The organism is Streptomyces sp. NBC_00557 (assembly GCF_036345995.1).
In the GTDB taxonomy this organism is placed as follows: Bacteria; Actinomycetota; Actinomycetes; order Streptomycetales; family Streptomycetaceae; genus Streptomyces.
Window position 1 is genome coordinate 6035223 of sequence record NZ_CP107796.1, and the last position, 23523, is coordinate 6058745.

20 protein-coding genes are annotated in these 23523 nt (G+C 72.9%); 5 read left to right on the forward strand and 15 right to left on the reverse strand.

Annotated elements, in window-relative coordinates:
- Positions 1-13 precede the first annotated feature (13 nt).
- Together OG956_RS26455 and OG956_RS26460 are read left to right on the forward strand one after the other, a co-directional pair.
- Entirely contained in the window at positions 14-484 is a 471-nt protein-coding gene (locus OG956_RS26455) for an RDD family protein (protein ID WP_330340492.1), read from the forward strand.
- A gap of 72 nt (positions 485-556) precedes the next feature.
- On the forward strand, positions 557-1057 hold the full coding sequence (locus OG956_RS26460) for a flavin reductase family protein (RefSeq protein WP_330340493.1): 501 nt from the start codon (positions 557-559) through the stop codon (positions 1055-1057).
- A 29-nt stretch (positions 1058-1086) separates the two neighbouring features.
- On the opposite strand, the gene OG956_RS26465 is transcribed toward OG956_RS26460, so the two are convergent.
- From OG956_RS26465 to lipB, 4 genes are all read right to left on the reverse strand, one after another.
- The gene (locus tag OG956_RS26465; protein WP_330340494.1) at positions 1087-1776 is read right to left on the reverse strand and encodes a DUF4191 domain-containing protein; all 690 of its coding nucleotides are present in this window, start codon (positions 1774-1776) and stop codon (positions 1087-1089) included.
- 92 nt (positions 1777-1868) lie between these two features.
- On the reverse strand, positions 1869-2066 hold the full coding sequence (locus OG956_RS26470; RefSeq protein ID WP_330340495.1) for an SCO2195 family GlnR-regulated protein: 198 nt from the start codon (positions 2064-2066) through the stop codon (positions 1869-1871).
- 253 nt (positions 2067-2319) lie between these two features.
- Positions 2320-3309: a lipoyl synthase gene (lipA, locus tag OG956_RS26475; RefSeq protein ID WP_330340496.1), complete on the reverse strand. Its 990-nt coding sequence runs from the start codon at positions 3307-3309 to the stop codon at positions 2320-2322.
- Positions 3310-3427: 118 nt separating this feature from the next.
- On the reverse strand, positions 3428-4225 hold the full coding sequence (lipB, locus tag OG956_RS26480) for a lipoyl(octanoyl) transferase LipB (protein WP_330340497.1): 798 nt from the start codon (positions 4223-4225) through the stop codon (positions 3428-3430).
- Positions 4226-4465: 240 nt separating this feature from the next.
- On the opposite strand from lipB, the gene OG956_RS26485 reads away from it, so the two are divergent.
- On the forward strand, positions 4466-5938 hold the full coding sequence (locus tag OG956_RS26485) for a regulator (RefSeq protein WP_330340498.1): 1473 nt from the start codon (positions 4466-4468) through the stop codon (positions 5936-5938).
- Between the two features lie 41 nt (positions 5939-5979).
- Here OG956_RS26485 and OG956_RS26490 read toward each other — a convergent pair whose 3' ends face one another.
- Positions 5980-7341, reverse strand: a complete 1362-nt coding sequence (locus tag OG956_RS26490) for an NAD(P)/FAD-dependent oxidoreductase (protein ID WP_330340499.1) — start codon at positions 7339-7341, stop codon at positions 5980-5982.
- Between the two features lie 253 nt (positions 7342-7594).
- Here OG956_RS26490 and OG956_RS26495 point away from each other — a divergent pair, with 253 nt between their 5' ends.
- Positions 7595-8074: a GNAT family N-acetyltransferase gene (locus OG956_RS26495; RefSeq protein ID WP_330340500.1), complete on the forward strand. Its 480-nt coding sequence runs from the start codon at positions 7595-7597 to the stop codon at positions 8072-8074.
- 72 nt (positions 8075-8146) lie between these two features.
- On the opposite strand, the gene OG956_RS26500 is transcribed toward OG956_RS26495, so the two are convergent.
- Positions 8147-9331, reverse strand: a complete 1185-nt coding sequence (locus OG956_RS26500; RefSeq protein WP_330340501.1) for a MarP family serine protease — start codon at positions 9329-9331, stop codon at positions 8147-8149.
- Between the two features lie 901 nt (positions 9332-10232).
- Between OG956_RS26500 and OG956_RS26505 the strand changes: the two genes are divergently transcribed.
- Positions 10233-10997, forward strand: coding sequence for a peptidoglycan recognition protein family protein (locus tag OG956_RS26505; RefSeq protein ID WP_330340502.1), 765 nt, complete (start codon positions 10233-10235; stop codon positions 10995-10997).
- Between the two features lie 107 nt (positions 10998-11104).
- Here OG956_RS26505 and OG956_RS26510 read toward each other — a convergent pair whose 3' ends face one another.
- From OG956_RS26510 to OG956_RS26550, 9 genes are all read right to left on the reverse strand, one after another.
- Positions 11105-11623: a DUF4240 domain-containing protein gene (locus tag OG956_RS26510; protein WP_330342954.1), complete on the reverse strand. Its 519-nt coding sequence runs from the start codon at positions 11621-11623 to the stop codon at positions 11105-11107.
- A 67-nt stretch (positions 11624-11690) separates the two neighbouring features.
- Positions 11691-12707, reverse strand: coding sequence for a helix-turn-helix transcriptional regulator (locus OG956_RS26515; RefSeq protein WP_330340503.1), 1017 nt, complete (start codon positions 12705-12707; stop codon positions 11691-11693).
- Positions 12708-12784: 77 nt separating this feature from the next.
- Complete coding sequence (aceE, locus tag OG956_RS26520; RefSeq protein WP_330340504.1) at positions 12785-15496, reverse strand: pyruvate dehydrogenase (acetyl-transferring), homodimeric type; 2712 nt, start codon at positions 15494-15496, stop codon at positions 12785-12787.
- Positions 15497-15754: 258 nt separating this feature from the next.
- Positions 15755-16378 carry a GntR family transcriptional regulator gene (locus tag OG956_RS26525; RefSeq protein WP_330340505.1) on the reverse strand — a complete coding sequence of 208 codons (624 nt, stop codon included), beginning with the start codon at positions 16376-16378 and terminating at the stop codon, positions 15755-15757.
- Positions 16379-16670: 292 nt separating this feature from the next.
- Complete coding sequence (gene sucB, locus OG956_RS26530; RefSeq protein WP_330340506.1) at positions 16671-18485, reverse strand: 2-oxoglutarate dehydrogenase, E2 component, dihydrolipoamide succinyltransferase; 1815 nt, start codon at positions 18483-18485, stop codon at positions 16671-16673.
- A 61-nt stretch (positions 18486-18546) separates the two neighbouring features.
- A complete protein-coding gene (gene lpdA, locus OG956_RS26535; protein WP_330340507.1) occupies positions 18547-19935 on the reverse strand; it encodes a dihydrolipoyl dehydrogenase in 1389 nt (462 codons plus the stop codon).
- 377 nt (positions 19936-20312) lie between these two features.
- The gene (locus tag OG956_RS26540; protein ID WP_330340508.1) at positions 20313-21845 is read right to left on the reverse strand and encodes a leucyl aminopeptidase; all 1533 of its coding nucleotides are present in this window, start codon (positions 21843-21845) and stop codon (positions 20313-20315) included.
- Positions 21846-22068: 223 nt separating this feature from the next.
- Positions 22069-22677, reverse strand: a complete 609-nt coding sequence (locus OG956_RS26545) for an RDD family protein (RefSeq protein ID WP_330340509.1) — start codon at positions 22675-22677, stop codon at positions 22069-22071.
- Positions 22678-22725: 48 nt separating this feature from the next.
- Positions 22726-23511 carry an adenosylcobinamide-GDP ribazoletransferase gene (locus OG956_RS26550; protein WP_330340510.1) on the reverse strand — a complete coding sequence of 262 codons (786 nt, stop codon included), beginning with the start codon at positions 23509-23511 and terminating at the stop codon, positions 22726-22728.
- Positions 23512-23523: the final 12 nt, after the last annotated feature.

A 23523-nucleotide genomic window follows, 5' to 3' on the forward strand; every position in this document is an offset into this window, starting at 1 on the left:
GTACCGTTGACGGGTGGACAACAGGCAAGCACTCGGATCGTGGCTCTCCGGGCCCCGCGCGGCCATGGAGGAGGCCGGTGCGGACTTCGGCTACCGGGGTGAGCGGCTCGGTCTCCCGCAGGAGGGGCCGAACTCCGTCGCGGGCCCGGGACGGCGCCTCGGCGCGCTGGCCGTGGACTGGGGGCTGAGCGTCCTGATCGCATACGGCCTGATCACGAACGGCTACCGGGTGCCTGCGACGAGCAACTGGGCGCTCGGCGTCTTCTTCGTCATGAGCGTCCTGACCGTCGGCACGATCGGCTTCACGCCGGGCAAGCGGCTCTTCGGCATCCGGGTGGTCGCCCTGGAGACCGGCACGGTCCATCCGCTGCGGTCGCTGCTGCGGACGGTCCTGCTGTGCCTCGCGGTCCCGGCGCTGATCTGGGACCGGGACGGCCGCGGGCTGCACGACCGGCTGGCGAAGACCGTGGAGGTCCGTGTCTGACCGCTCACCGGTGATGGCCCGTATGCCCCTCATCCGGTTGCCCGGTCACACCGTCGGCGGCATGGTCGCCGTATGACCGATGCTCAGGATGTGATGGCGGCCGAGGTGACGCCCGAGGAGTTCCGGGACGCCATGGCGCGCTTTCCGTCGGGCGTGGTGGTGGTGACCGCACGCTGCGAGGACGGTACTCCGCGCGGTTTCACGGCCAGCTCCTTCTGCTCCGTCTCCCTGGAGCCGCCCCTGATCCTGGTGTGCCTCGCGGACGCGGCCGACTCGGCGGCGGTGTTCGCGCGCTGTGACCACTTCGCGGTGAGCGTGCTGGCGCCGGAGCACGAGCCGCTGGCCCTGCTGTTCGCCACCAAGGGCGCGGACAAGTTCTCCGACGACCTGCTCCAGCCGAGCCCCTTCGGTCTGCCGGCGGTGCGGCAGGCGCCCGTACAGCTGGACTGCGCCGCACACGCGCGTTACCCGGCCGGGGATCACACGATCCTGATCGGCCGGGTAACGGGAGTACGGCTGGGCGAGGGGTCGCCGATGGTGTACTGCGAGCGGGAGTTCCGAAGCCTGAACTGACAGGGCCGGAACCGACGGGCCCGGCGGGCTCAGCGGCCCTTCGGCATCCGCATGCCCTTGGGCATCGGGCCCTTCGGCAGCGGCATGTTGCTCATCAGGTCGCCCAGGGCCCGCAACCGGTCGTTGGTGGCCGTCACCTGGGGACCGGTGAGCACGCGCGGGAACTTCAGCAGGGTGGTGCGCAGCTTCTTCAGCTCGACCTGGCCCTCGCCGTTGCCGACGATCACGTCGTGCACCGGCACGTCCGCCACGATGCGGTTCATCTTCTTCTTCTCGGCGGCCAGCAGGCTCTTGACCCGGTTCGGGTTGCCCTCGGCGACCAGCACGATGCCGGCCTTGCCGACCGCCCGGTGCACCACGTCCTGGCTGCGGTTCATCGCCACCGCGGGAGTCGTCGTCCAGCCCCGGCCGATGTTGTCGAGCACGGCCGCCGCGGCGCCCGGCTGGCCCTCCATCTGGCCGAACGCGGCACGCTCGGCCCGGCGGCCGAACACGATCGCCGTCGCCAGCAGAGCGATCAGCAGGCCGAAGATGCCCAGGTAGACCGGGTGCCCGATCAAGAAGCCGATCACAAGGAAGACAGCGAGGGTGCCGAGACCGACGGCCCCGAGTACAAGGCCGATCTTCTTGTCGACCTTGCTGGTCATCTTGTAGGTGAGGGCGATCTGCTTCAGTCGCCCTGCGTTCGCGGCGTCCGCCGCGGTTTCCTTCCTCGCCATGTCACGAAGTCTACGTGGCCCTGGGAGTGCGGACGACGGCAGTGCCCGCGGGACGGGGACGCGGGTGTCCGGGGACACGGCCGGGGCGGGCGTCAGGAGCGGCCGGCGGCCTGCTCCAGGAAGCGCTGGACCTCGACGCGGTCCTTGGCCCGGCGGCGGTCCTCCAGTACGGAGGTCCACGCGTTGCGCCGGGCCGTGCGCTGACCGCCGCTCATGAGCAGGGACTCGACGGCGCGGAGAGCATCGGTGAAGGACGGGATGGCGGTGGCGCGTACGGGCGCGGCCTGCATGATCGAGGTCCCCCCTCGGAGCGGATGGTGTACGAGGCGTGATACCAGAGTCACTGATCGGTGTTACCAGGGCGTGTCCGACCGGTCAAACGCCCATGAAGCCTTGACAGGCGGCACTGAAACGCCGACGCGGCCCCGGCGCCCGCCCTCATCAGCGAGGACGGCCGGGACCGCGTGAACTCGGCCATTACTGGCCAGTAGCAACTTGTGCGTGAATTCACACGCGCGGCTCACGCCACCTGGGTGGCGAGGCTCACACCGCCTGGCCGGCGACGAAGGAGCCGCCCCGCTGCGGAGCAGCTGAATGACGCTGTTCCACGGCCATCTGGTACAGGCGCCCGGCCCGGTACGACGACCGCACCAGCGGACCCGACATCACCCCGGAGAAGCCGATCTGCTCGGCCTCCTCCTTCAGCTCCACGAACTCCTGCGGCTTCACCCAGCGCTCGACCGGATGGTGCCGCACGGAGGGGCGCAGGTACTGGGTGATGGTGACCAGCTCGCAGCCGGCGTCGTGCAGCTGCCTGAGCGCCTCGCTGACCTCCTCGCGGGTCTCGCCCATGCCGAGGATCAGGTTGGACTTGGTCACCAGGCCGTAGTCGCGGGCCTCGGTGATGACCTTCAGGGAGCGCTCGTAGCGGAAGCCGGGGCGGATGCGCTTGAAGATCCGCGGAACCGTCTCGACGTTGTGCGCGAAGACCTCGGGGCGGGAGGAGAAGACCTCTTCGAGCTGCTCGGGGACCGCGTTGAAGTCCGGGGCCAGCAGCTCGACCTTGGTACGGCCGCCCTCCCGGTGCGCCGTCTGCGCGTGGATCTGGCGCACGGTCTCGGCGTACAGCCAGGCGCCGCCGTCCTCCAGGTCGTCGCGGGCGACGCCGGTGATGGTGGCGTAGTTCAGGTCCATGGTGACCACGGACTCGCCGACGCGGCGCGGCTCGTCGCGGTCCAGCGCCTCGGGCTTGCCGGTGTCGATCTGGCAGAAGTCGCAGCGCCGGGTGCACTGGTCGCCGCCGATGAGGAAGGTCGCCTCGCGGTCCTCCCAGCACTCGTAGATGTTCGGGCAGCCGGCTTCCTGGCAGACCGTGTGCAGGCCCTCGCTCTTCACGAGGTTCTGCATCTTCGTGTACTCGGGGCCCATTTTCGCCCGGGTCTTGATCCACTCGGGCTTGCGCTCGATGGGGGTCTGGCTGTTGCGGACCTCCAGGCGCAGCATCTTGCGTCCGTCGGGTGCGACTGCGGACACGACCGGCTCCCTAAGCTTTGATTCTTCGGCGTACACCAGGGTACGCCCGTGTTCCTTGCGCCCTGCCGGGGAGATCAACCCCGCGGTCGCAGGGCGCATTCCCCCGGCGCGGGGCGGCTCAGGCGGACGCCTTCTCGATCACCCGGGGCTTGAGCTCCGCGTTCTCCAGGACGTCCTTCAGGTGCTTCTCCACGACCGGCAGCACCTCGGCGATGGTGATGTCGCGGCCCAGTTCGCCCGCGAGGGAGGCGACGCCCGCGTCGCGGATGCCGCACGGGATGATCCTGTCGAACCACTTGTTGTCCGGGTTCACGTTGAGCGCGAAGCCGTGCATGGTGACGCCCTTGGCGACCCGGATGCCGATCGCGGCGATCTTGCGGTCCTCGCGCCGCTGGCCCGCGTTGGAGGGGGCGTAGTCGGGGCCGTTGAGCCGGGGGTCGAACTCCGGGTCGCTCATCCGGGGGTCGAAGTCCAGGGACAGCCCTCCGAGCGCCGGCCGCTGCTCGACCGGGTCGCCGAGCACCCACACCCCGCTGCGGCCCTCGACCCGGGTGGTCTCGAGGCCGAACTCCGCGCAGGTGCGGATCAGCGCCTCCTCCAGCCGCCGTACGTGCGCGACCACGTCCACCGGGCGGGGCAGCTTCTGGATCGGGTAGCCCACCAGCTGGCCCGGTCCGTGCCAGGTGATCTTGCCGCCGCGGTCCACGTCGATCACCGGGGTGCCGTCCAGGGGGCGCTCGCTGTCCTCGGTGCGCCGCCCCGCCGTGTAGACCGGGGGGTGCTCCAGCAGCAGCACGGTGTCCGGGACCTCGTCGGCGAACCGCGCCGCGTGCACCCGGCGCTGCTCGTCCCAGGCCTCCTGGTAATCGACGGCATCCGCACCGAACCCCATGCGGACGAACCGCAACTCACTCACGGCAAGCGCCTCCCTCAGCGACCGGTGTGTCAGGCACGTAAAGCGCCCACGCCACTGTACGTCCGTCCGGTGTACGTCAGCCCTACGGGCGTTTCTCACACGATCGGATGAATGCCTGGCGGAATGTGCGAGCGCCTGCTCACTCTCCGCTACATTCGCGCCGTTCGTGAGGCCATAAGGGCTGCTCAAAGGCAAACCGGGCACGTCGTCGGGCCCGGAAGGCAGGAGACCGCACCGCAGATGACGGACCGACCCGCGCAGCGCACCCCCAACCGCCAGCTCGCCGCGCTCATCGCAGAAGCGGGATTCTCCAACGCGGGTCTGGCCCGTCGCGTCGACCAGCTCGGCCTGGAACACGGGCTGGACCTGAGATACGACAAGACCTCGGTCACCCGCTGGCTGCGCGGACAGCAGCCCAGGGGCACCACCCCCGCCCTCATCGCCGAGGTCTTCACGCGCCGGCTCGGGCGCCGGCTCACCGCCCAGGACCTCGGCCTGGACGCGTGCGCGCCGGTGTACGCGGGGCTGGAGTTCGCGGCCACCCCGGAGGAGGCCGTCGACATCGTCAGCGGGCTGTGGCGCAAGGACTCCGGCAGCCACGCCGAGCTGCGCAAGATCGCCTTCACCCCGGCCGGGCTCGTGGTGCCCAGCCGGGACTGGCTGATCGGCAAGGCCGACGACAAGGTCGCCCGGGAACCGGCCGCCCGCGTCCCCGCGCAGGGCCGCCCCGCCCCGGCCAAGGCCCAGGGCCGCCCGGCGCTCACCGTCCCGCCCCGGGCGCGCGGGCACGCCGAGCGGGCCCCCGGCCACAAGGTCACCGGCGGCGACATCAGCGCGCTGCGCTCGGTGGGCGAGCTGTTCCGCACGCTCGACGACCGGTACGGCGGCGGGCACGCCCGGCAGGCCCTGGTGCGCTACCTGGAGCACGAGTGCGAGCCGATGCTCCGGGGCTCCTACGACGAGCAGACCGGCCGCAGGCTGTTCGCCGCGGCGGCCGACCTCACCCGGCTCGCCGGCTGGACCTCGTACGACATCGCCGCGCACGGACTCGCCCAGCGCTACTTCGTGCAGGCCCTGCGGCTCGCCCAGGCGGCCGGCGACCGCGCGTACGGCTCCTACGTCCTGGTCACCATGAGCCGCCAGGCCGTGTATCTCGGCCACGGCAGGGAGGCCGTCCAGCTGGCCCGGGTCGCCCAGCAGGGCATGGGCACGGGCGGCCCGCCGGTCGTGCAGGCGCTGCTGCACGCCGCCGAGGCGCGGGCGCACGGCGTGCTCGGCGAGGTGCGGGCGTGCACGGCGGCGCTGGTGCGGGCCGAGCGCGCCCTGGAGGCGGCCCGGCCCGGGGACGAGGTGCCGTACTGGGCCCGGTTCTTCGACGAGGCCCAGCTCGCCGACGAGTTCGGGCACTGCCACCGGGATCTGCAGCAGTACCGGGCGGCCGCCCAGCACGCCGAACGCTCCCTCCAGCTGCGCGCGCCCGCCTACGCCCGCAGCCGGCTCTTCTGCCGCGTCGTCCTCGCCACGGCCCGCCTCGGCCTCGGCGAACTCGACCAGGCGTGCGCGCTGGCCGCGGAGGCCGCGGGCCAGGCCGCGGAGATGCGGAGCGCTCGCGCGGTGGAGTACGTGCGCGACTTCGAACGCCGTCTGGAGCCGTACCGGGACGCGGCCCCGGTGCGGGGCTACCGGGAGAGGGTGGCGGCGGCGTTGGGATAGCCGCCGCGACCCGCCGTCGACGCGCGGGTGTTCTCCGGGCGCTACGCCGCCCTGGGCAGACTGGGCGCCGGGTCGGCGCGGTGCATCGAGCCCGCGCCCAGGTCCGCCAGGATCGCCGCCGCCGCGCGGTGGGCGGAGTGGAGGGCGCCCTGGACCGTACTGGTGTCGCGGTGGTCGCCGCAGACGTACAGGCCCGCCAGCAGGCGTACGGGACGGCGCAGGTCGTGCGGGGGCCGCATGGCGGGGACCGCCTCCGGGGTGTGGTGCACGGCCAGCGTCTCCCAGCGGCGCGTCGAGGTGCCGTAGAGACGGGACAGATGGATGCGCACCGCCGTGTCGACGCTCTCCGGCGGAGCCCCGAGCACCGTCGAGGAGATCAGCACCCGCCCCGCCGGCGCCCGGCTCGGGTCCACGTTGCTGAGCACCGCCGTGTGCGCCACGGGCCCGCCCCGGTCGGCGTCCAGCAGCAGCGAGGCGCCGGTGGCGAAGGCCGCCGCCGGTTCGTCGGTGGTGTGGTGGACCACGGTCACCGGATGGAAGTCCGGCACCCTGAGCCCCGGCAGCAGCTCCGCCGCCGCGCGGGCGTCCGTCGCCAGCAGCACCGCACGGCAGCGCAGTCGGCCGTGCTCGGCTGTGGTGACGGACGTCGTGGACACCGAGGTGACCCGCACCCCGGTGTGCACGGTGCCGGGCGGCAGCGCCCGGGCCAGCTGCTCCGGCAGCATCTCCGCGCCGCCCTCCGGCACGCACAGCCGGCCGCCGGCGAAGGAGCGCAGGGCGAGGTCGGCGCACCGGCTGGAGGTGGTCAGCTCCGGGTCGCACAGCAGCGCGGCGAGCAGGGGGCGCAGGAAGCCGTCGACGGTGCGGGACGGCAGCCCGCGCCGGGCGAGGGCCTGGCCGGCCGGCAGCTCGGGGCGGGCGAGGATGCGCTCGACCGGGGTGGCGGCGATCCGGCCCAGCGCGGCGCCGAGCCGGGCCTGGTCGACCGCGCCGCCCACCGGTGCGCCGGTCCGGCCGGGGGTGCCCGCCGGGCCCCTGGGGGCGCTCGCCAGAGCGCGCACCACATGCAGTGCGCCCCTTGTGCTTCCGCCGGACGCCGGTGCGCCCGCGCGCTGGGTGCGTCCGTCGCGGTGCAGCAGGACGCCCGGCGCGTAACTGCGCAGGATCAGGGAGTCCAGGCCCGGGGAGGTACGGAGTTCGGGGTACGACGTGGACAGCAGCTGTCCGATGCGGTCGAGCCGGAAGCCGTCGACCTTCTCGGTCGACATGCGGCCGCCGACGTAGGGGGCGGCCTCGAGGACTGCGGTCGAGATTCCTGCGCTGGTCAGCCGGTGAGCCGCCGAGAGTCCGGCGATTCCGGCTCCCACGATGACGACGTCCACCTGGTACGCGGGCTCAAGCACGAGGCCCCTCCTGTGGTTGCGCGGCCGGTGGAGACGTCATGCCCCCAACAGGCTCCGGGGATACCCGAGTTCGGCTCGAGGTTAGGTCCGTGATCGGTCGCGAACAGTCGCGCATCGGCAGGGCACGGTCGCATGGAGGTCGCATACGGTCACAAGAGATCTCAGGACGTCACAGGAGAACTCCCGTGTGTACACCGGGCCGCCGTGACCGCCTCCGTGAGGCCTTCCGGCCGCCCGTCGTAGGGTGATCGTCATGCCGGAGCCGTACATACGCATCGCCGTGGCCGCCGACGAAGAGCAACTGGCCGCCCTGGACCGGGCCGCCTGGTCCACCCTGCACGCCGTCTCGCCCCCGCCGCTGGGGCCGTTCTTCGACGAGCGCCACCTGCCCGAGGACTACGTCGTCGCCGAAGCCGACGGGCGGATCGTCGGCTACATCCGCATCGCCCACCCGACCCCGCTCGCGTCCAACGCGCACGTCCTGCAGATACAGGGCCTCGCCGTGGCCGCCGAGGCGCGCGGGCGGGGCGTCGGGCGCGCGCTGGTCCGGGCCGCCGTCGAGGAGGCGCGCGGACGCGGTGCGCGCCGCCTCACCCTGCGCGTGCTCGGGCACAACGCCCCGGCCCGCGCCCTGTACGAGTCCGAGGGGTTCGCCGTGGAGGGCGTGATGCCGGAGGAGTTCCTGCTCGACGGCGCCTACGTCGACGACGTGTTCATGGGCCGGCGCCTGTGAGCGCCAGGGCCTGTCCGGCCCTTCGTGTCTGCCGCGCGCCGGCCCTTCGTGTCTGCCGCGCGGCACCAGGGCCTAGGAACTGACCAGCCGGCCCGTGTCCACCGCGGCCGTCGCCCTGGCCCCGCGCGTGGCGTCGCCCGCCACCTCCTGCGCCGTCAGCACGTACCCCGTCTCGGCGTCCGAGGTGGAGCGGGCGAACACCACCCCGAACACCCTGCCGTCCGTGGTCAGCAGCGGGCCGCCGGAGTTGCCCGGCCGGACCGTGGAGCGGATCGAGTAGATGTCCCGGGTGACCGTGCCGTCGCTGTAGATGTTCTGCCCGGTCGCCTCCACCCGGCTCGCCACCGTCGCCGCCTGCAGGTTCAGGCCGCCGTCCTGCGGATAGCCGGCGACCACCGCGGAGTCGCCGCGCGCCGCACTGGTGTCGAAGCGCAGCACCGGCGCGTGCAGCCCCGGCACGTACAGCACCGCCACGTCCCGGTCGGGGTCGAAGAGCACCACCCGGGCCGGGTACGACCGCCCGACGCCGCCGACCCGCACGGCCGGGTGGTCGATGCCGGCCACCACGTGCGCGTTGGTCATCACATGCTGCGCGGCGTAGACGAAACCGCTGCCCTCCCGGCCCTCGCTGCCCGAGACGCCCTCGACCTTCACCGTGCTCAGCTTGGCCGCGCTCGTCGCCGCCGGGGTGACGCTGTCCCCGGTGGGCCGGGCCACCCGGGCCGTCGACTCGTTCTCGAACGGATTGAAGACCTGCGGGAAACCCGCCTCGGTCAGCGCCGACGTGGCCCGCGAGAACCAGACGGGCGTGGTGTCCGGCATCGCGTCCTGCACCGCGCCCAGCAGCGTCGAGTTCCGGATCGCGGTGTTCAGCGTCTGCGAGGGTGCCGCGCCCAGCACGCTCGCCGCCACCCAGGCCACGATCAGCACCGCCACCGAGTTCGCCGCCGCGCCCCCCAGGCCGTCCAGCACCCGCAGCGGGCCCCGGTCCAGCTCGCCGCGCAGCCGCAGCGCGAGGCGGCCCGCCAGCTCGTGCCCCACCACCGCGGGCACCAGCACCGTCACCACCGCGAGCACCGTCGCCTCCGGCGTGCCGCGCTCCACCAGGCCGGTCACCCAGGGCAGCACCCACACGCCGACGACGGCGCCGCCGACGAAACCGGCCAGCGAGACACAGCCGGCCACCAGCCCGCGCCGGTAACCGGACGCTGCGTAGACGACGATCACCAGCGCGAGCACCAGGTCGAGCAGGTCCACGGAGCCGCCTTTCTCTCGGACCCCTCAGTACGGACGGGACGGGCCCCTTTGATCACTCACCACGACACCGGCGCGGCACCGGACGGTGAAGCCGGCCAGTATGTGTGTACCCCCGGAAACGTCCCGGACCGGGATGATGGTTCCGCCAGGTGGCAGAGTGCACATCGCGGGCATGCCCCGGCCGCCGGAGAGTGGCTTCATGCACGCCGTCCGAAGAACACCGGAGACGCCCGGAGACCGGCAGAGGCCGGAAACACCGGGAACGCAGGAGCCAGGGGCGACACCGGGGCCGTCGGCCGCGCCGGGACGCCCGCAGACATCGGCGGCACCGGGAACACCGGAACCGCCTGACACGGCGGACGCCGCCGGGATATCGGACACTCCCGAGCCGGCCCGGCTGCCGGGCGCCTCGGAGGCCGCCGGGACACCGGGCCCGCCGGAGTCCTCCGGGACGCCGGGCAGCGTCCAGGTCCGGCAGGCCGCGGGGCACCGGCGCAGATCCGCGGCCCGGAGGCTCACGGACCTTCTGGGACGCCGCAGGTTCACCCTCCCGGGGTGCCCGAGGCTCGCGCCGCCCCTGGGACAGCTGGGCACCCGGAGGCCTCCCAGCACGCGCCGCACACCGCGGCCCACCGCGACGCGGAGCACCTCCGCCACCTCGCAGACACCGCTGACGCCGGAGACACCGCGACCTGCCGAGACGCCGAGCACGCCGGAGAGCCCGCAGGCACGGGACGCGTCGGTGACGCCCGAGCCCCGGCAGGCCCGGGAAGCCGCGGCGACGCCTGAGGCCACGCAGGCGCAGCCCCCCGCCCCAGAAGAGCCCCCCGCGACCCAAGACACACACGAGCAACCCCAGGCACCGCACCACCCCCGCCCCCGGAAACCTCGTGCCCTCGCGGTGTTGCTCGGGTGTCTGCCCGGGCTGGTGGCCGTGCTCACGCTCGGGCTGTGTGTGCGAGGGGTCGAGCGCGCCGCCGTGGTCGTGCCGGAGCGGGCCGTGCCCGCCCGCGTCCCCTTCGCCCACCGCGCCCCCCGGCCGCGCATCGTGCCCCGCTCCGTCTGGCTGGGCGCCGCCGGGCGCATCCAGCCGCCGCCGCGCTACGACGACAAGGTGGTCGCCGTCTTCCTGCACCACACCGACTCGCCGAGCGCCTACGACTGCGCCGACGCGCCGGAGATCATCCGCCGGCTGTACGCGGGCCAGACCGGCGCCCGGAACTGGGACGACATCGGCTACAACTTCATCGTCGACCGCTGCGGCACCATCTACGAGGGCCGCGCCGGGGGCGTCGACCGGCCCGTCACCGGCGCCCACACCCAGGGCTTCAACCACCGCACCGCCGGCATCGCCGCCCTCGGCACCTTCACCGCCGGCGCCCCCGTGCCGAAGGCGATGACCGACGCGATCGCCGCCCTGGTCGCCTGGAAGCTGGGCCTCGCCGACGTCGACCCCCGCTCGAGCGTCCGCCTGGTCTCCAGCAACAACCTCGCCCGTTACAAGGCCGGCACCGCCGTCACCCTGCCCGCCCTGGCCGGCCACAACGCCGGGTTCATGACCAGCTGCCCCGGCGCCGCCCTCACCGCCCGCCTCCCCGAGCTCAGGGAGAAGGCCGCGCGCCTCCAGGGCCGTACCTCCACCGCGCGGCTCACAGCCTTCCCCTAGGAGGTTCCAGCCGCCGCGCAGCCGGCTCAGAGCCCCGGGCCCTACGGTCGGTCCCATCACCAGCCGACCGGAGGTGGGGATCATGAACAGCCGTCGTACGCATGCCGCTACTCCCTGAAGCGGTCCCACAGGCGCGGGAACCGCTCCGCGAGCGCCCGCTCGTTCTCGAAGTCCAGCGGGGCGCCCTCCGGTTCGGCGGGCGCCGGGGCGATGCCCAGGTCGGGCGCGACGGTGCCGGTCAGCTGCTCGTAGGCCTCGTCCGCGGCGTAGCCCAGCTCCTCGCCGTCGCCGTCGACCTCCTCGTCGAACTCGTCCAGCAGCTCCGCCAGCGAGTCGGGATCGTGCAGGGCGCCCTCGTACACCTCCCGGCCCTGGCCGATCAGCCAGCAGCGGAAGAAGTCGAACGCGTCGTCGCTGGCCCCGTCGAGGAGCACCCAGGCGGCGCCCCACAGGTCCCAGCGGTAGGCGCGGTTGTAGCGGGCCTCGAAGTGACGGGCGAAGTCCAGGATCATGTCGGGGTCCAGCTGGAGCAGCCGGTCCACGAGCACGTCGGCCTGTTCCTCGGGGTCGCCCTCGGCGGCCTCGCGGGCGGCGTCGATCAGCTCCCAGAACTCCGTCTCGTCCATCACGTCCACCAGCATCGGGCCTCCACCGGCGGGCCGCACGCGGAGTACGCCGGTGTGCGGCGGATCGTTATCCGGCGTCCGCGGCGGGCGGCGCCGCGTCGTCACGGCCGTACAGCGCGGCCAGCCGGGCCGCGTCCGCGGCGAACCGCTCCCGCAGGCCCGGCGGGGCCAGCACCTCCGCCTCCGCCCCGAGCGCCGTCAGCTGCGCGTGCGCGACCTCCTCCGACTCCACCGGGAGCGTCACCGTCACCCAGCCGGTCCCGTCGGGCCCCTCCGGACCGCTCAGCGCCTCCCGCGCCGCCACCGGGTCGACGGCCCAGCGCAGCATGCGCACACCCCGCGGGGACAGCCGTACGACGGCCTCGGCGCGCAGGATCGACCGGGCGAACCGCTCGGCCTGCTCCGCCCAGTGGCCGGGCAGATCGAAGTCCGGATCACGTGTGAAACGTTCCTCGCGGGTGTCCACGGCGCTGAACCGGTCGATCCGGTAGGTCCGGTAGGCCCGCTCGGAACCGCCGTCGGCCACCCGCGCGCACAGGTACCAGACGCCCGCCTTCAGCACGAGCCCGTACGGCTCCAGCACCCGCTCCACCTCGTCCTCGCCGCGCCGGTAGCGCGCGGTGACCCGGAGGTCGTCCCAGACCGCCTCGGCGAGCACGGGCAGCAGCGCGGGCGTCTCCGGCTCCCGGAACCAGGCCGGCGCGTCCAGATGGAACCGCTGCGCGGCGCTGTCCGGGGCGTCCCGCAGCGACGGCAGCAGCGCCGCCGACACCTTCAGCCGGGCCGCGGACGCGGCGTCCTCGAGGCCCATCTCGCGCAGCGCCCCCGGCACCCCGCTCAGGAACAGCGCCTCCGCCTCGCTCCTGGCCAGCCCCGTCAGCCGTGTCCGGTACCCGCCGACCAGCCGGTACCCGCCGGCCCGCCCCCGGTCGGCGTACACCGGCACGCCCGCCTCCGACAGCGCCTGGGCGTCCCGCTGGACCGTCCGCTCCGACACCTCCAGCTCCCGCGCGAGCTCGGCCGCGGTCATCGCCGGCCGGGACTGCAGAAGGAGCACCATCTTGATGAGCCGCGCGGCACGCATGCGTTCATGATGCCGGGGGCCACCGACAACAGAAGGGGTACGGCCGGCGGCCGTACCCCTTCAGTGGACCCCGGTCCTTACAGCCCGTACTTCTCCCGGGCCTCCTTGACCGCCGTGGCCTTCACCTCGCCGCGCCGCGCGAGCTGGGCGAGCGCCGCGACGACGATCGACTCGGCGTCGACGCCGAAGTGGCGGCGGGCGGCGTCCCGGGTGTCCGACAGGCCGAAGCCGTCGGCGCCGAGCGAGGACCAGTCCTGCTCCACCCACTGCGCGATCTGGTCCGGCACCTGGCGCATGTAGTCGGACACGGCCAGCACCGGGCCCTCGGCGCCCTGCAGCGCCTGGCGGACGTACGGCACCCGCTCCTCGCCGCGCAGGAGGGCGGCGTCCGCCTCCATCGCGTCGCGGCGCAGCTCCGTCCAGGAGGTCGCGGACCACACGTCGGCGGCGACGCCCCACTCCTCGGCGAGCAGCTTCTGCGCCTTCAGCGCCCAGTGGATCGCCGTGCCGGAGCCCAGCAGCTGGATGCGCGGGGCGTTCGCGGCCGGGGAGAGCCCCGCGGACTCCGCCGTGTTGAAGCGGTACAGGCCCTTGACGATGCCCTCGTCGATGCCGAGACCCTGCGGCTTGGCGGGCTGCGGCAGCGGCTCGTTGTAGACCGTCAGGTAGTAGAAGACGTTCTGGTCCTCGCCCGGCTTGGCCTCGCCGTACATCCGGCGCAGACCCTCACGGACGATGACCGCGATCTCGTAGGCGAACGCGGGGTCGTACGTCAGCGCGGCCGGGTTGGTGGCGGCGATGACCGGGGAGTGGCCGTCGGCGTGCTGCAGGCCCTCGCCCGTCAGCGTCGTACGGCCGGCCGTCGCGCCGACGAGGAAGCCGCGGCCGAGCTGGTCGCCGAGCTGCCACATCTGGTCGGCGGTGCGCTGCCAGCCGAACATCGAGTAGAAGATGTAGAACGGGATCATCGCCTCGCCGTGCGTCGCGTACGACGTCGAAGCGGCGATGAAGTCGGCCATCGAACCGGCCTCGGTGATCCCCTCGTTGAGGATCTGGCCGTTCTTGGCCTCCTTGTAGTACATCAGCTGGTCGCGGTCGACCGGCTCGTACGTCTGGCCCTTGGGGGAGTAGATCCCGAGGGACGGGAACAGCGACTCCATGCCGAAGGTGCGCGCCTCGTCCGGGACGATCGGCACCCAGCGCTTACCGGTCTCCTTGTCGCGGACCAGATCCTTGACCAGGCGGACGAAGGCCATCGTGGTGGCCACGTTCTGCGAGCCGGAGCCCTTGTCGAAGGCGGCGAAGGCCTTCTCGGCCGGTGCGGGCAGCGCCGGCAGCGGGTGCGTGCGGCGGGCCGGGGCCGGGCCGCCGAGGGCCGCGCGGCGCTCCTGGAGGTAGCGGACCTCGGGGGAGTCGGCGCCCGGGTGGCCGTAGGGGACCACGCCGTCGACGAAGTCGCTGTCCTTGATCGGCAGCTCCAGCAGGTCGCGCATCGCCTTGAACTCGTCCACCGTCAGCTTCTTCATCTGGTGGTTGGCGTTCTTCGACGCGAAGCCCTCGCCGAGGGTGTGGCCCTTGACCGTCTGGGCCAGGATCACGGTCGGCGCGCCCTTGTGCTCGACGGCGGCCTTGTACGCGGCGTAGACCTTGCGGGCCTCGTGGCCGCCGCGCGAGAGGTGGAAGCACTCGAGGATCTTGTCGTCGCTCAGCAGCTTCGCCATCTCCGCCAGCGCCGGGTCCTTGCCGAAGAAGTCCTGGCGGATGTAGGCGGCGTCGCGGGTCTGGTACGTCTGGATCTGCGCGTCCGGTACCTCGCGCAGGCGGCGTACCAGCGCGCCGGTGGTGTCGAGCGCGAACAGCTCGTCCCAGGCGGTGCCCCACAGCGTCTTGATGACGTTCCAGCCGGCGCCGCGGAACTGGGCCTCCAGCTCCTGCACGATCTTGAAGTTGGCGCGGACCGGGCCGTCGAGGCGCTGCAGGTTGCAGTTGATGACGAAGGTGAGGTTGTCCAGCTCCTCACGGGCGGCGAGCGCGAGGGCCGCGGTCGACTCCGGCTCGTCCATCTCACCGTCGCCGAGGAAGGCCCAGACGTGGGAGGCGGAGACGTCCTTGATGCCGCGGTGGGTGAGGTAGCGGTTGAAGCGCGCCTGGTAGATCGCCGACAGCGGGCCGAGGCCCATCGACACCGTCGGGAACTCCCACAGCCACGGCAGGCGGCGCGGGTGCGGGTACGACGGCAGGCCGTTGCCGCCGGCCTCCTGGCGGAAGTTGTCCAGGTGCGCCTCGGTCAGGCGGCCGTCGAGGAAGGCGCGGGCGTAGATGCCGGGGGAGGCGTGGCCCTGGATGTACAGCTGGTCGCCGGAGCCGGCGGCGTCTTCGGACTCCTTGCCCTTGAAGAAGTGGTTGAAGCCGGTCTCGTACAGCCAGGCCGCGGAGGCGAAGGTGGCGATGTGGCCGCCGACGCCGTACTTCGAGCCGCGGGTCACCATGGCGGCCGCGTTCCAGCGGTTCCACGCGGTGATCCGGGCCTCCATCTCCGGGTCGCCGGGCATGGCCGGCTCGGCGGCGGTCGGGATGGTGTTGACGTAGTCGGTCTCGAGGAGCTTCGGCAGCGCGATGCCGCCCGCCTCGGCGCGCTCCAGCGTGCGGCGCATCAGGTACGCGGCGCGGTGCGGCCCGGCCTCCCTGGCGACGGCGTCGAGGGAGGCCTGCCACTCGGCGGTCTCCTCCGGGTCGCGGTCCGGGAGCTGGTCGAGCGCGCTCGGCTGGATGGCGTGGGGGTCGGTCATGTCGCCGCCTTCCTCAGTCGAAGGGGGTTCCCTCATCGGTAAGGGTTCGGGGGTGCCCTTGGTCTTTGGCAGGACAGGGCTTGGACTTCGGTAAAGTCCGTCGGTGACTGTAACTCCCTGATCGATGATCGATCAAAGGGTTGAGGGCCAAAAAGGCTCGATTCCGAGAAAGTAGGCACCGGGTGCCTTCGGCAATGACACCGGGTGACGCGAAATCGCCTTGTTTTCGCAGGTGAGCGGGGGAACGCTCGGCCGGCGTCAGGCGCGTGGCGCGCACCCCAGGACGTGGGCCTTCACGATCTCCGCGATGCGTGGGTCCCGCCTCTTGAACGCGGCGACCAGCTCCTCGTGCTCCTCCGCGTACGACTGCTGGACCGTGCCCAGCCAGCGGATGGACAGCGCGGTGAAGACCTCGATGCCGAGGCCCTCCCAGGTGTGCAGCAGCACCGAGTTGCGCGCGGCGCGGACGAGTTCGCGGTGGAAGCCGACGGTGTGGCGGACCTGGGCGGTGCCGTCCGCCTTGCGGTCGGCCTCGTACAGGGCCGTGACGTGCGGCTCCAGGGCCGTGCAGTCCTCGGCGAGACGGTCGGCCGCCAGCTCCGCCGCGATCGCCTCCAGGCCGGCCCGGACCGGGTAGCTCTCCTCCAGGTCCGCCGCGGTCAGATTGCGGACGCGCACGCCCTTGTTCGGCGCGGACTCGATCAGCCGCAGCGACTCCAGCTCCCGCAGGGCCTCGCGCACCGGGGTCTGGCTGACCTCCAGCTCGGTCGCGATCCGCCGCTCCACGATCCGCTCACCCGGCTGCCAGCGCCCGCTGACGATCCCCTCCACGATGTGCTCGCGGATCTGTTCGCGCAGCGAGTGGACGACGGGCGCGGTCATTGTGGGCTCCTTGGTCGGGGCGCTGACGTTTAGACAATAAGGCCGGTTCGCTCCGCGGGTAGGGCGCGCGGGGGTGCTTTCGTGCAGGTGAGACGAGGCGCACACCTCCGGTGGGGTGGACCGGTTGCGCCCATGTGCTCGGTTCCGTCCCTTGTCCGGCGGGTGCGGGTCACTCGGGTTGATCGCGCTCGCGCGGCGGCGCCGCATGCCGATAGGGTCCCGCGCCCCTCACGTCAGTGCCCCCGCCCGGAGATTCCGGGCGGGGGCACTGACGTACTGCACTGACCGGCGGCTACAGGCCCAGCTCGACCTCGAACTCGCCCGCCTCCAGGATCGCCTTGACGGCCGTCAGGTAGCGGGCCGCGTCGGCGCCGTCGACCAGGCGGTGGTCGTAGGAGAGGGTCAGGTAGGTCATGTCGCGGACGCCGATGACCGTGCCCTCCTCGGTCTCGATGACCGCCGGGCGCTTGACCGTGGCACCGATGCCGAGGATCGCGACCTGGCCCGGCGGCACGATGATCGTGTCGAACAGCGCGCCGCGCGAACCGGTGTTGGAGATGGTGAAGGTCGCGCCGGACAGCTCGTCCGGGGTGATCTTGTTGGCGCGGACCTTGCCGGCCAGCTCCGCCGTGGCCTTGGCGATGCCCGCGATGTTGAGGTCGCCGGCGTGCTTGATGACCGGGGTCATCAGGCCCTTCTCGGAGTCCACCGCGATACCGATGTTCTCGGTGTCGAAGTAGGTGATCGTGCCCTCGGCCTCGTTGATCCTGGCGTTGATGACCGGGTGGGCCTTCAGCGCCTGGGCCGCCGCCTTGACGAAGAACGGCATCGGGGAGAGCTTGACGCCCTCACGGGCCGCGAAGGAGTCCTTCGCCTTGGCGCGCAGCTTCATCAGGCGGGTGACGTCGACCTCGACGACCGACGACAGCTGGGCCTGCTCGTGCAGCGCCTTGACCATGTTGTCACCGATGACCTTGCGGATGCGGGTCATCTTGACGGTCTGGCCACGGAGCGGGGACACCTCGAGGGCCGGCGCCTTCTTGGCGGCCGGAGCGGCGGCGGCCGGAGCCGGGGCAGCGGCGGCGGCCTTCGCGGCCTCGGCGGCGGCGAGCACGTCCTGCTTGCGGATACGGCCGCCGACGCCGGTGCCCTTGACGGTGGACAGGTCGACGCCGTTCTCGGCGGCGAGCTTGCGCACCAGCGGGGTCACGTAGGCGCCCTCGTCCGTCGCCTGGGTGGCGGTCGGGGAGGTCGGCGCGGTGGCCGGGGTCACCGGAGCCGGAGCCGCCGGGGCGGGCGCCGGAGCGGCGGGCTGCGCCGGGGCCGGGGCGGCAGCGGCGGGCGCGGCCGGAGCGGCGGGGGCCGGAGCGGGCGCGGCCGGAGCCGCGGGGGCGGCCGGAGCCGCGGGGGCGGCCGGGGCCGGGGCAGCGGCGGCGGGGGCCGGGGCGGCCGGAGCCGGAGCGGCGGCCGGGGCGGCACCCGGGGCGCCGATGACGGCGAGCTTGGCGCCGACCTCGGCGGTCTCGTCCTCGTTCACCACGATCTCCAGCAGCACGCCGGAGGCGGGCGCCGGGATCTCGGTGTCGACCTTGTCTGTGGAGACCTCGAGCAGCGGCTCGTCGGCCTCGACACTGTCGCCGACCGACTTCAGCCAGCGGGTGACGGTGCCCTCGGTGACGGACTCGCCGAGCGCGGGCAGGACCACGTCCGTGCCCTGGGCGCCGGAGGCGCCGGCGGTGGCCTCGGCGGTCGGCGCCGGGGCGGGAGCGGCCTGCTCCGTGGAGGGGGCGGCCGGAGCGGGCTCGGCGGCCGGAGCCGGGGCCGGAGCCTCGGCGGCGGCCGGGGCGGGAGCGGCAGCCGGCGCACCGGAGCCGTCGTCGATGACGGCCAGCTCGGCGCCGACCTCGACCGTCTCGTCCTCGGCGACCTTGATGGAGGCCAGCACGCCGGAGGCGGGCGCCGGGATCTCGGTGTCGACCTTGTCGGTGGAGACCTCGAGCAGCGGCTCGTCGGCCTCGACGCGTTCGCCCTCGGCCTTCAGCCAGCGGGTGACAGTGCCCTCGGTGACGCTCTCGCCGAGCGCCGGAAGGGTTACGGAAACCGCCATGGTTTCGGTTGCTCCTAACGAATTGCGGAAGTCTGTGTCGTCGCGCCCGTTGACCGAAGGCTCAGTCGTGGGAGTGCAGCGGCTTGCCGGCGAGCGCCAGGTGCGCCTCGCCCATCGCCTCGTTCTGCGTCGGGTGGGCGTGGATGAGCTGGGCCACCTCGGCCGGCAGCGCCTCCCAGTTGTAGATCAGCTGGGCCTCGCCGACCTGCTCGCCCATGCGGTCGCCGACCATGTGGACGCCGACCACGGCACCGTCCTTCACCTGGACGAGCTTGATCTCGCCCGAGGTGTTGAGGATCTTGCTCTTTCCGTTGCCCGCCAGGTTGTACTTGAGAGCGACGACCTTGTCCGCGCCGTAGATCTCCTTGGCCTTGGCCTCGGTGATACCGACGGAGGCGACCTCCGGGTGGCAGTACGTCACCCGCGGGACACCGTCGTAGTCGATCGGAACGACCTTCAGACCGGCCAGACGCTCCGCCACCAGGATGCCCTCGGCGAAGCCGACGTGCGCGAGCTGGAGCGTCGGGACGAGGTCACCGACGGCGGAGATCGTCGGGACGTTGGTCCGCATGTACTCGTCGACCAGGACGTAGCCGCGGTCCATGGCGACGCCCTGCTCCTCGTAGCCCAGGCCCTGCGAGACCGGTCCGCGGCCGACGGCCACCAGTAGGACCTCGGCCTCGAACTCCTTGCCGTCCGCCAGGGTGACCTTCACGCCGTCCTGGGTGTACTCGGCCTTCTGGAAGAAGGTGCCGAGGTTGAACTTGATGCCGCGCTTGCGGAACGCGCGCTCCAGAAGCTTCGAGGAGTTCTCGTCCTCGACCGGGACGAGGTGCTTCAGGCCCTCGATGATGGTGACGTCGGCGCCGAAGGACTTCCACGCCGAGGCGAACTCGACACCGATGACGCCGCCGCCCAGGATGATCGCGGACTTCGGCACGCGGTCCAGGACGAGGGCGTGGTCGGAGGAGATGATCCGGTTGCCGTCGATCTCCAGGCCCGGCAGCGACTTCGGCACGGAGCCGGTCGCCAGCAGGACGTGGCGGCCCTGGATGCGCTGACCGTTCACATCGACGGAGGTGGGGGAGGACAGCCGGCCCTCGCCCTCGATGTACGTCACCTTCCGGGAGGCGATCAGACCCTGCAGGCCCTTGTACAGGCCGGCGATGACGCCGTCCTTGTACTTGTGGACGGCGGCGACGTCGATGCCCTCGAAGGTGGCCTTCACACCGAACTGCTCGCTCTCGCGGGCCTGGTCGGCGATCTCGCCCGCGTGCAGCAGGGCCTTGGTGGGGATGCAACCCCGGTGCAGGCAGGTGCCGCCGACCTTGTCCTTCTCGATCAGGGCGACGTCCAGGCCCAGCTGCGCCCCGCGCAGGGCCGCGGCGTAACCACCGCTACCACCGCCGAGGATCACTAGGTCGAAAACGGTGCTGGCGTCGTTCGCCACGTCACGTCCTCCATGCATGTGCGCCGTACGCCGGTCTTCACTGACCGGCAGGCGGCTGGTGTCCGGCCGCTTGATGCTTCGGCCCTTCGGTGGGGCCCTGTCCTGCCGGGCTCCATCTTTGCACTTGTCGGAGGAGATCGAGACGCCGGGCCGGGGTGTGAGACGTCCCACGTTCCCGTGAAACGAACGGGGCAGCGGCACCGAGAAGGGGCGCGGGACCGTGTTCGGTATGCGGCTCCGCCGCGCGGGCGCGCCCCATCCGGCCTTCGCGCCACGCAGGTCGGCGGCAGCCGGCCAAGGGGCGCGGGGAACTGCGCGAAAGACCCCCACGCCCCTGCAGACACCGTGCTACGGAAGCGACCGGGCTCTCAGGCGACTCAGCCCAAGTCACCCGCGGCCGTCAGCTCGGCGAGCCGCACCAGCGTCCGCACGGCCGTACCCGTGCCGCCCTTCGGCGTGTACCCGAACGGACCCCCCTCGTTGAACGCCGGCCCGGCGATGTCGAGGTGCGCCCAGGTGATCCCCTCGCCCACGAACTCGCGCAGGAACAGACCGGCGACCAGGCCGCCGCCCATCCGCTCGCCCATGTTCGCGATGTCGGCGACCTGGGACTCCATGCCCTTGCGCAGGTGCTCCGGCAGCGGCATCGGCCAGGCCGGCTCGCCGACCTCCTCCGCCGCCTCGTGCACCGCGGTGCGGAACGCGTCGTCGTTGGCCATGATGCCGAACGTCCGGCTGCCCAGCGCCAGCATCATCGCGCCGGTGAGCGTCGCGACGTCCACGATCGCGTCCGGGTTCTCCTGCGAGGCCGCCCACAGCGCGTCGGCGAGGACCAGCCGGCCCTCGGCGTCGGTGTTGAGGACCTCCACGGTCTTGCCGCTGTACATGCGCAGCACGTCACCCGGGCGCACGGCGGAGCCGGACGGCATGTTCTCGGCCAGCGCCAGCCAGCCGGTGACGTTGACCTCCAGGCCGAGGCGGGCGGCGGCGACCACCGCGGCGAACACGGCGGCGGCGCCGCTCATGTCGCACTTCATCGTCTCGTTGTGCCCGGCCGGCTTCAGCGAGATGCCGCCCGAGTCGTAGGTGATGCCCTTGCCGACGAAGGCGAGGTGCTTGGCCGCCTTCGGGTGGGTGTACGACAGCTTCACCAGGCGCGGGGGGGCCGCGGAGCCGCCGCCGACGCCGAGGATGCCGCCGTAGCCGCCCTTGGCCAGGGCCTTCTCGTCGAGGACCTGCACCTTGATGCCGTGCTCCTTGGCCGCGGTCTGCGCGATGCCGGCGAAGGCGGCGGGGGTCAGGTCGTTCGGCGGGGTGTTGATCAGGTCGCGGGCGCGGTTCAGCTCCTCGGAGACGGCGACGGCGCGGGCGACGGCCCCCTTGTGGGAGGCGTCGCGCGGCTTGCCGCCGAGCAGCGCCGCCTCGGCCAGCGGCGCCTTGCCGTTCCCGGCCTTCCCGCCGCCGGCGTTCTCCTTGTAGACGTCGAAGGAGTACGCGCCGAGCAGGACGCCCTCGGCGATCGCGCCGACCGCGCCGGGGCTGTCCACGGGCAGCGCGAACGCGGCCTTCCTGGAGCCGGCGAGCGCCCGGGCGGCCACGCCGGCGGCCTTGCGCAGCGCGTCGGAGCCGTAGCCCTCGTCACTCTTGGCGTCCGGCTCCTCGCCCAGGCCGACCGCCACCACGAGGGGAGCCTTGAAGCCGGCCGGGGCGGGCAGTTTCGTCAGCTCGCCCTCGGCACCCGAGGCGCCGAGGGTCTCCAGGACGCCGGCCAGCCTGCCGTCGTACGCCTTGTCCACGGCCTCGGCGCCCGGCGCGACGACGGGCCCCTGGGCGCCCTTGGCGACACCGATCACGATCGCGTCGGCCCGCAGGCCGGGCGCCGCTGCGGTGCTGAGAGTCAGAGCAGTCACGGTGGTGAGTTCTCGCTTCCGATGTGAAGTTGCTGTGGCCGAAGGGGGGTGGGTCGACCGGGCCCGAGAGCCGACCCTAGGTCCATGCCTGGGCGCAGGTGGCACCGGGGCCTTCACCCTGTCGGCGAACACCCGGGACGAGACTACGCGCGTGCGCGCGTTCGCTCATTCCAGCGGACGTTCACCTGTGTGTGGCGTTGCGTTTTCACATCGCCGCGGGCGTTCACCACCGGGGCGCGCCGCCCACCGGGCCGGGCTCCGTCCGCTGCAGGGCGCCCACCACGGAGGTGCCGGCGAGCCGGTCGGCGAGGGAGCGGCCGCCGGGGAAGAGCACGGTGAGCGCGTTGACCAGGAACAGCAGCACGGCGACCGCCCAGACCAGCACCGACAGCACGAACTCGCCCTCGACCAGCAGCACACAGGCCAGCGCGTACACCGCGACGTCGGCGGCGGTGGTGACGGCGGCCCGGCGCAGGGCGTGCCGGGACAGCCGCGGGGTGACGCGCAGGCCGAGCAGGCCCTTGCCGAGGGTGCGGCCGAGCAGCGCGAGGCAGGTCCACTGGTAGAGGAAGGCGACGACGACGAGCGCGCCGAAGGCCTCCTCCACGTCGAGCACGATCGTGTCCCACACGGACAGGCCGAGGTGCTCGCCGGCGCCGATGACGTCACCGCGCGAGGTGACGAGGCCGAGGCCGCCCTTCGTGGCCAGTTCGGGCACGTCGGTGACGAGCGCGGTGATCCTGTGGAAGGTCAGGACGGCGAGCAGCGCGGCGGCCGCCGCGACCAGAGCGAAGTCGATGAACCAGGCCGTGATACGGCGCAGCTTCGGCACGGAAGTTCCCCCGGTGTGCAACAGCTTGTCCGTGTACGGCCGAGGAGTTTATCGGCCCAGCGACAGCACCACGAGCGCCGTCGTCGCCGCCGTCTCCGCCAGCGCGCCGAAGACGTCCCCGGTCACCCCGCCGAAGCGGTGGACGCAGCGGCGCAGCAGCAGTTCGGCCGCGGCCGGCGCGAGCAGGACCGCGGCCGCCGCGTGCAGGGCGCCGTACGGGCCGAAGGCCGAACCCCCGGCGGCCGAACCGAGCGTGACCGCGGCGGTGACCGCCAGCGCCCCGGGCACCGGCACCACCCCCGCGACAGCCGCGCCCAGGCCCTCCGGGCGGGCGGCCGGCACGCCGGTGCGGGCGGCCAGGGTGAGGGCGAGGCGGGCCGCGACGGCCGAGACGACTGCGGCCAGGGCGCCCCGGGCCCAGGAGGCGCCGTACAGCTGGGCGAGCACGGCGACCTGGGCCAGCAGCACCAGGACGAGGGTGACGACGCCGAAGGGGCCGATGTCGGACTGCTTCATGATCCTGAGCGCGTCCTCGGCGGGCTTGCCGCTGCCCAGGCCGTCGGCGGTGTCGGCGAGGCCGTCGAGGTGCAGTCCGCGGGTCAGGGCGGCGGGCACCGAGACCGAGGCGACGGCGGCGAGCAGCGGGCCGGCGCCGAGCGCGAGCAGCAGCAGGCCGAGCCCGGCGGCGCAGCCGCCGACGGCCAGCCCGGCCACCGGGGCGCTCAGCATGCCCCCGCGCGCCGCTTCCCGGTCCCAGCGGCGCACCCGTACGGGCAGCGCGGTGAGGGTGCCGAAGGCGAAGCGGAGGGCGTCGTGAGGGGAGGACGTGGGCACCGGCGAAGGTTA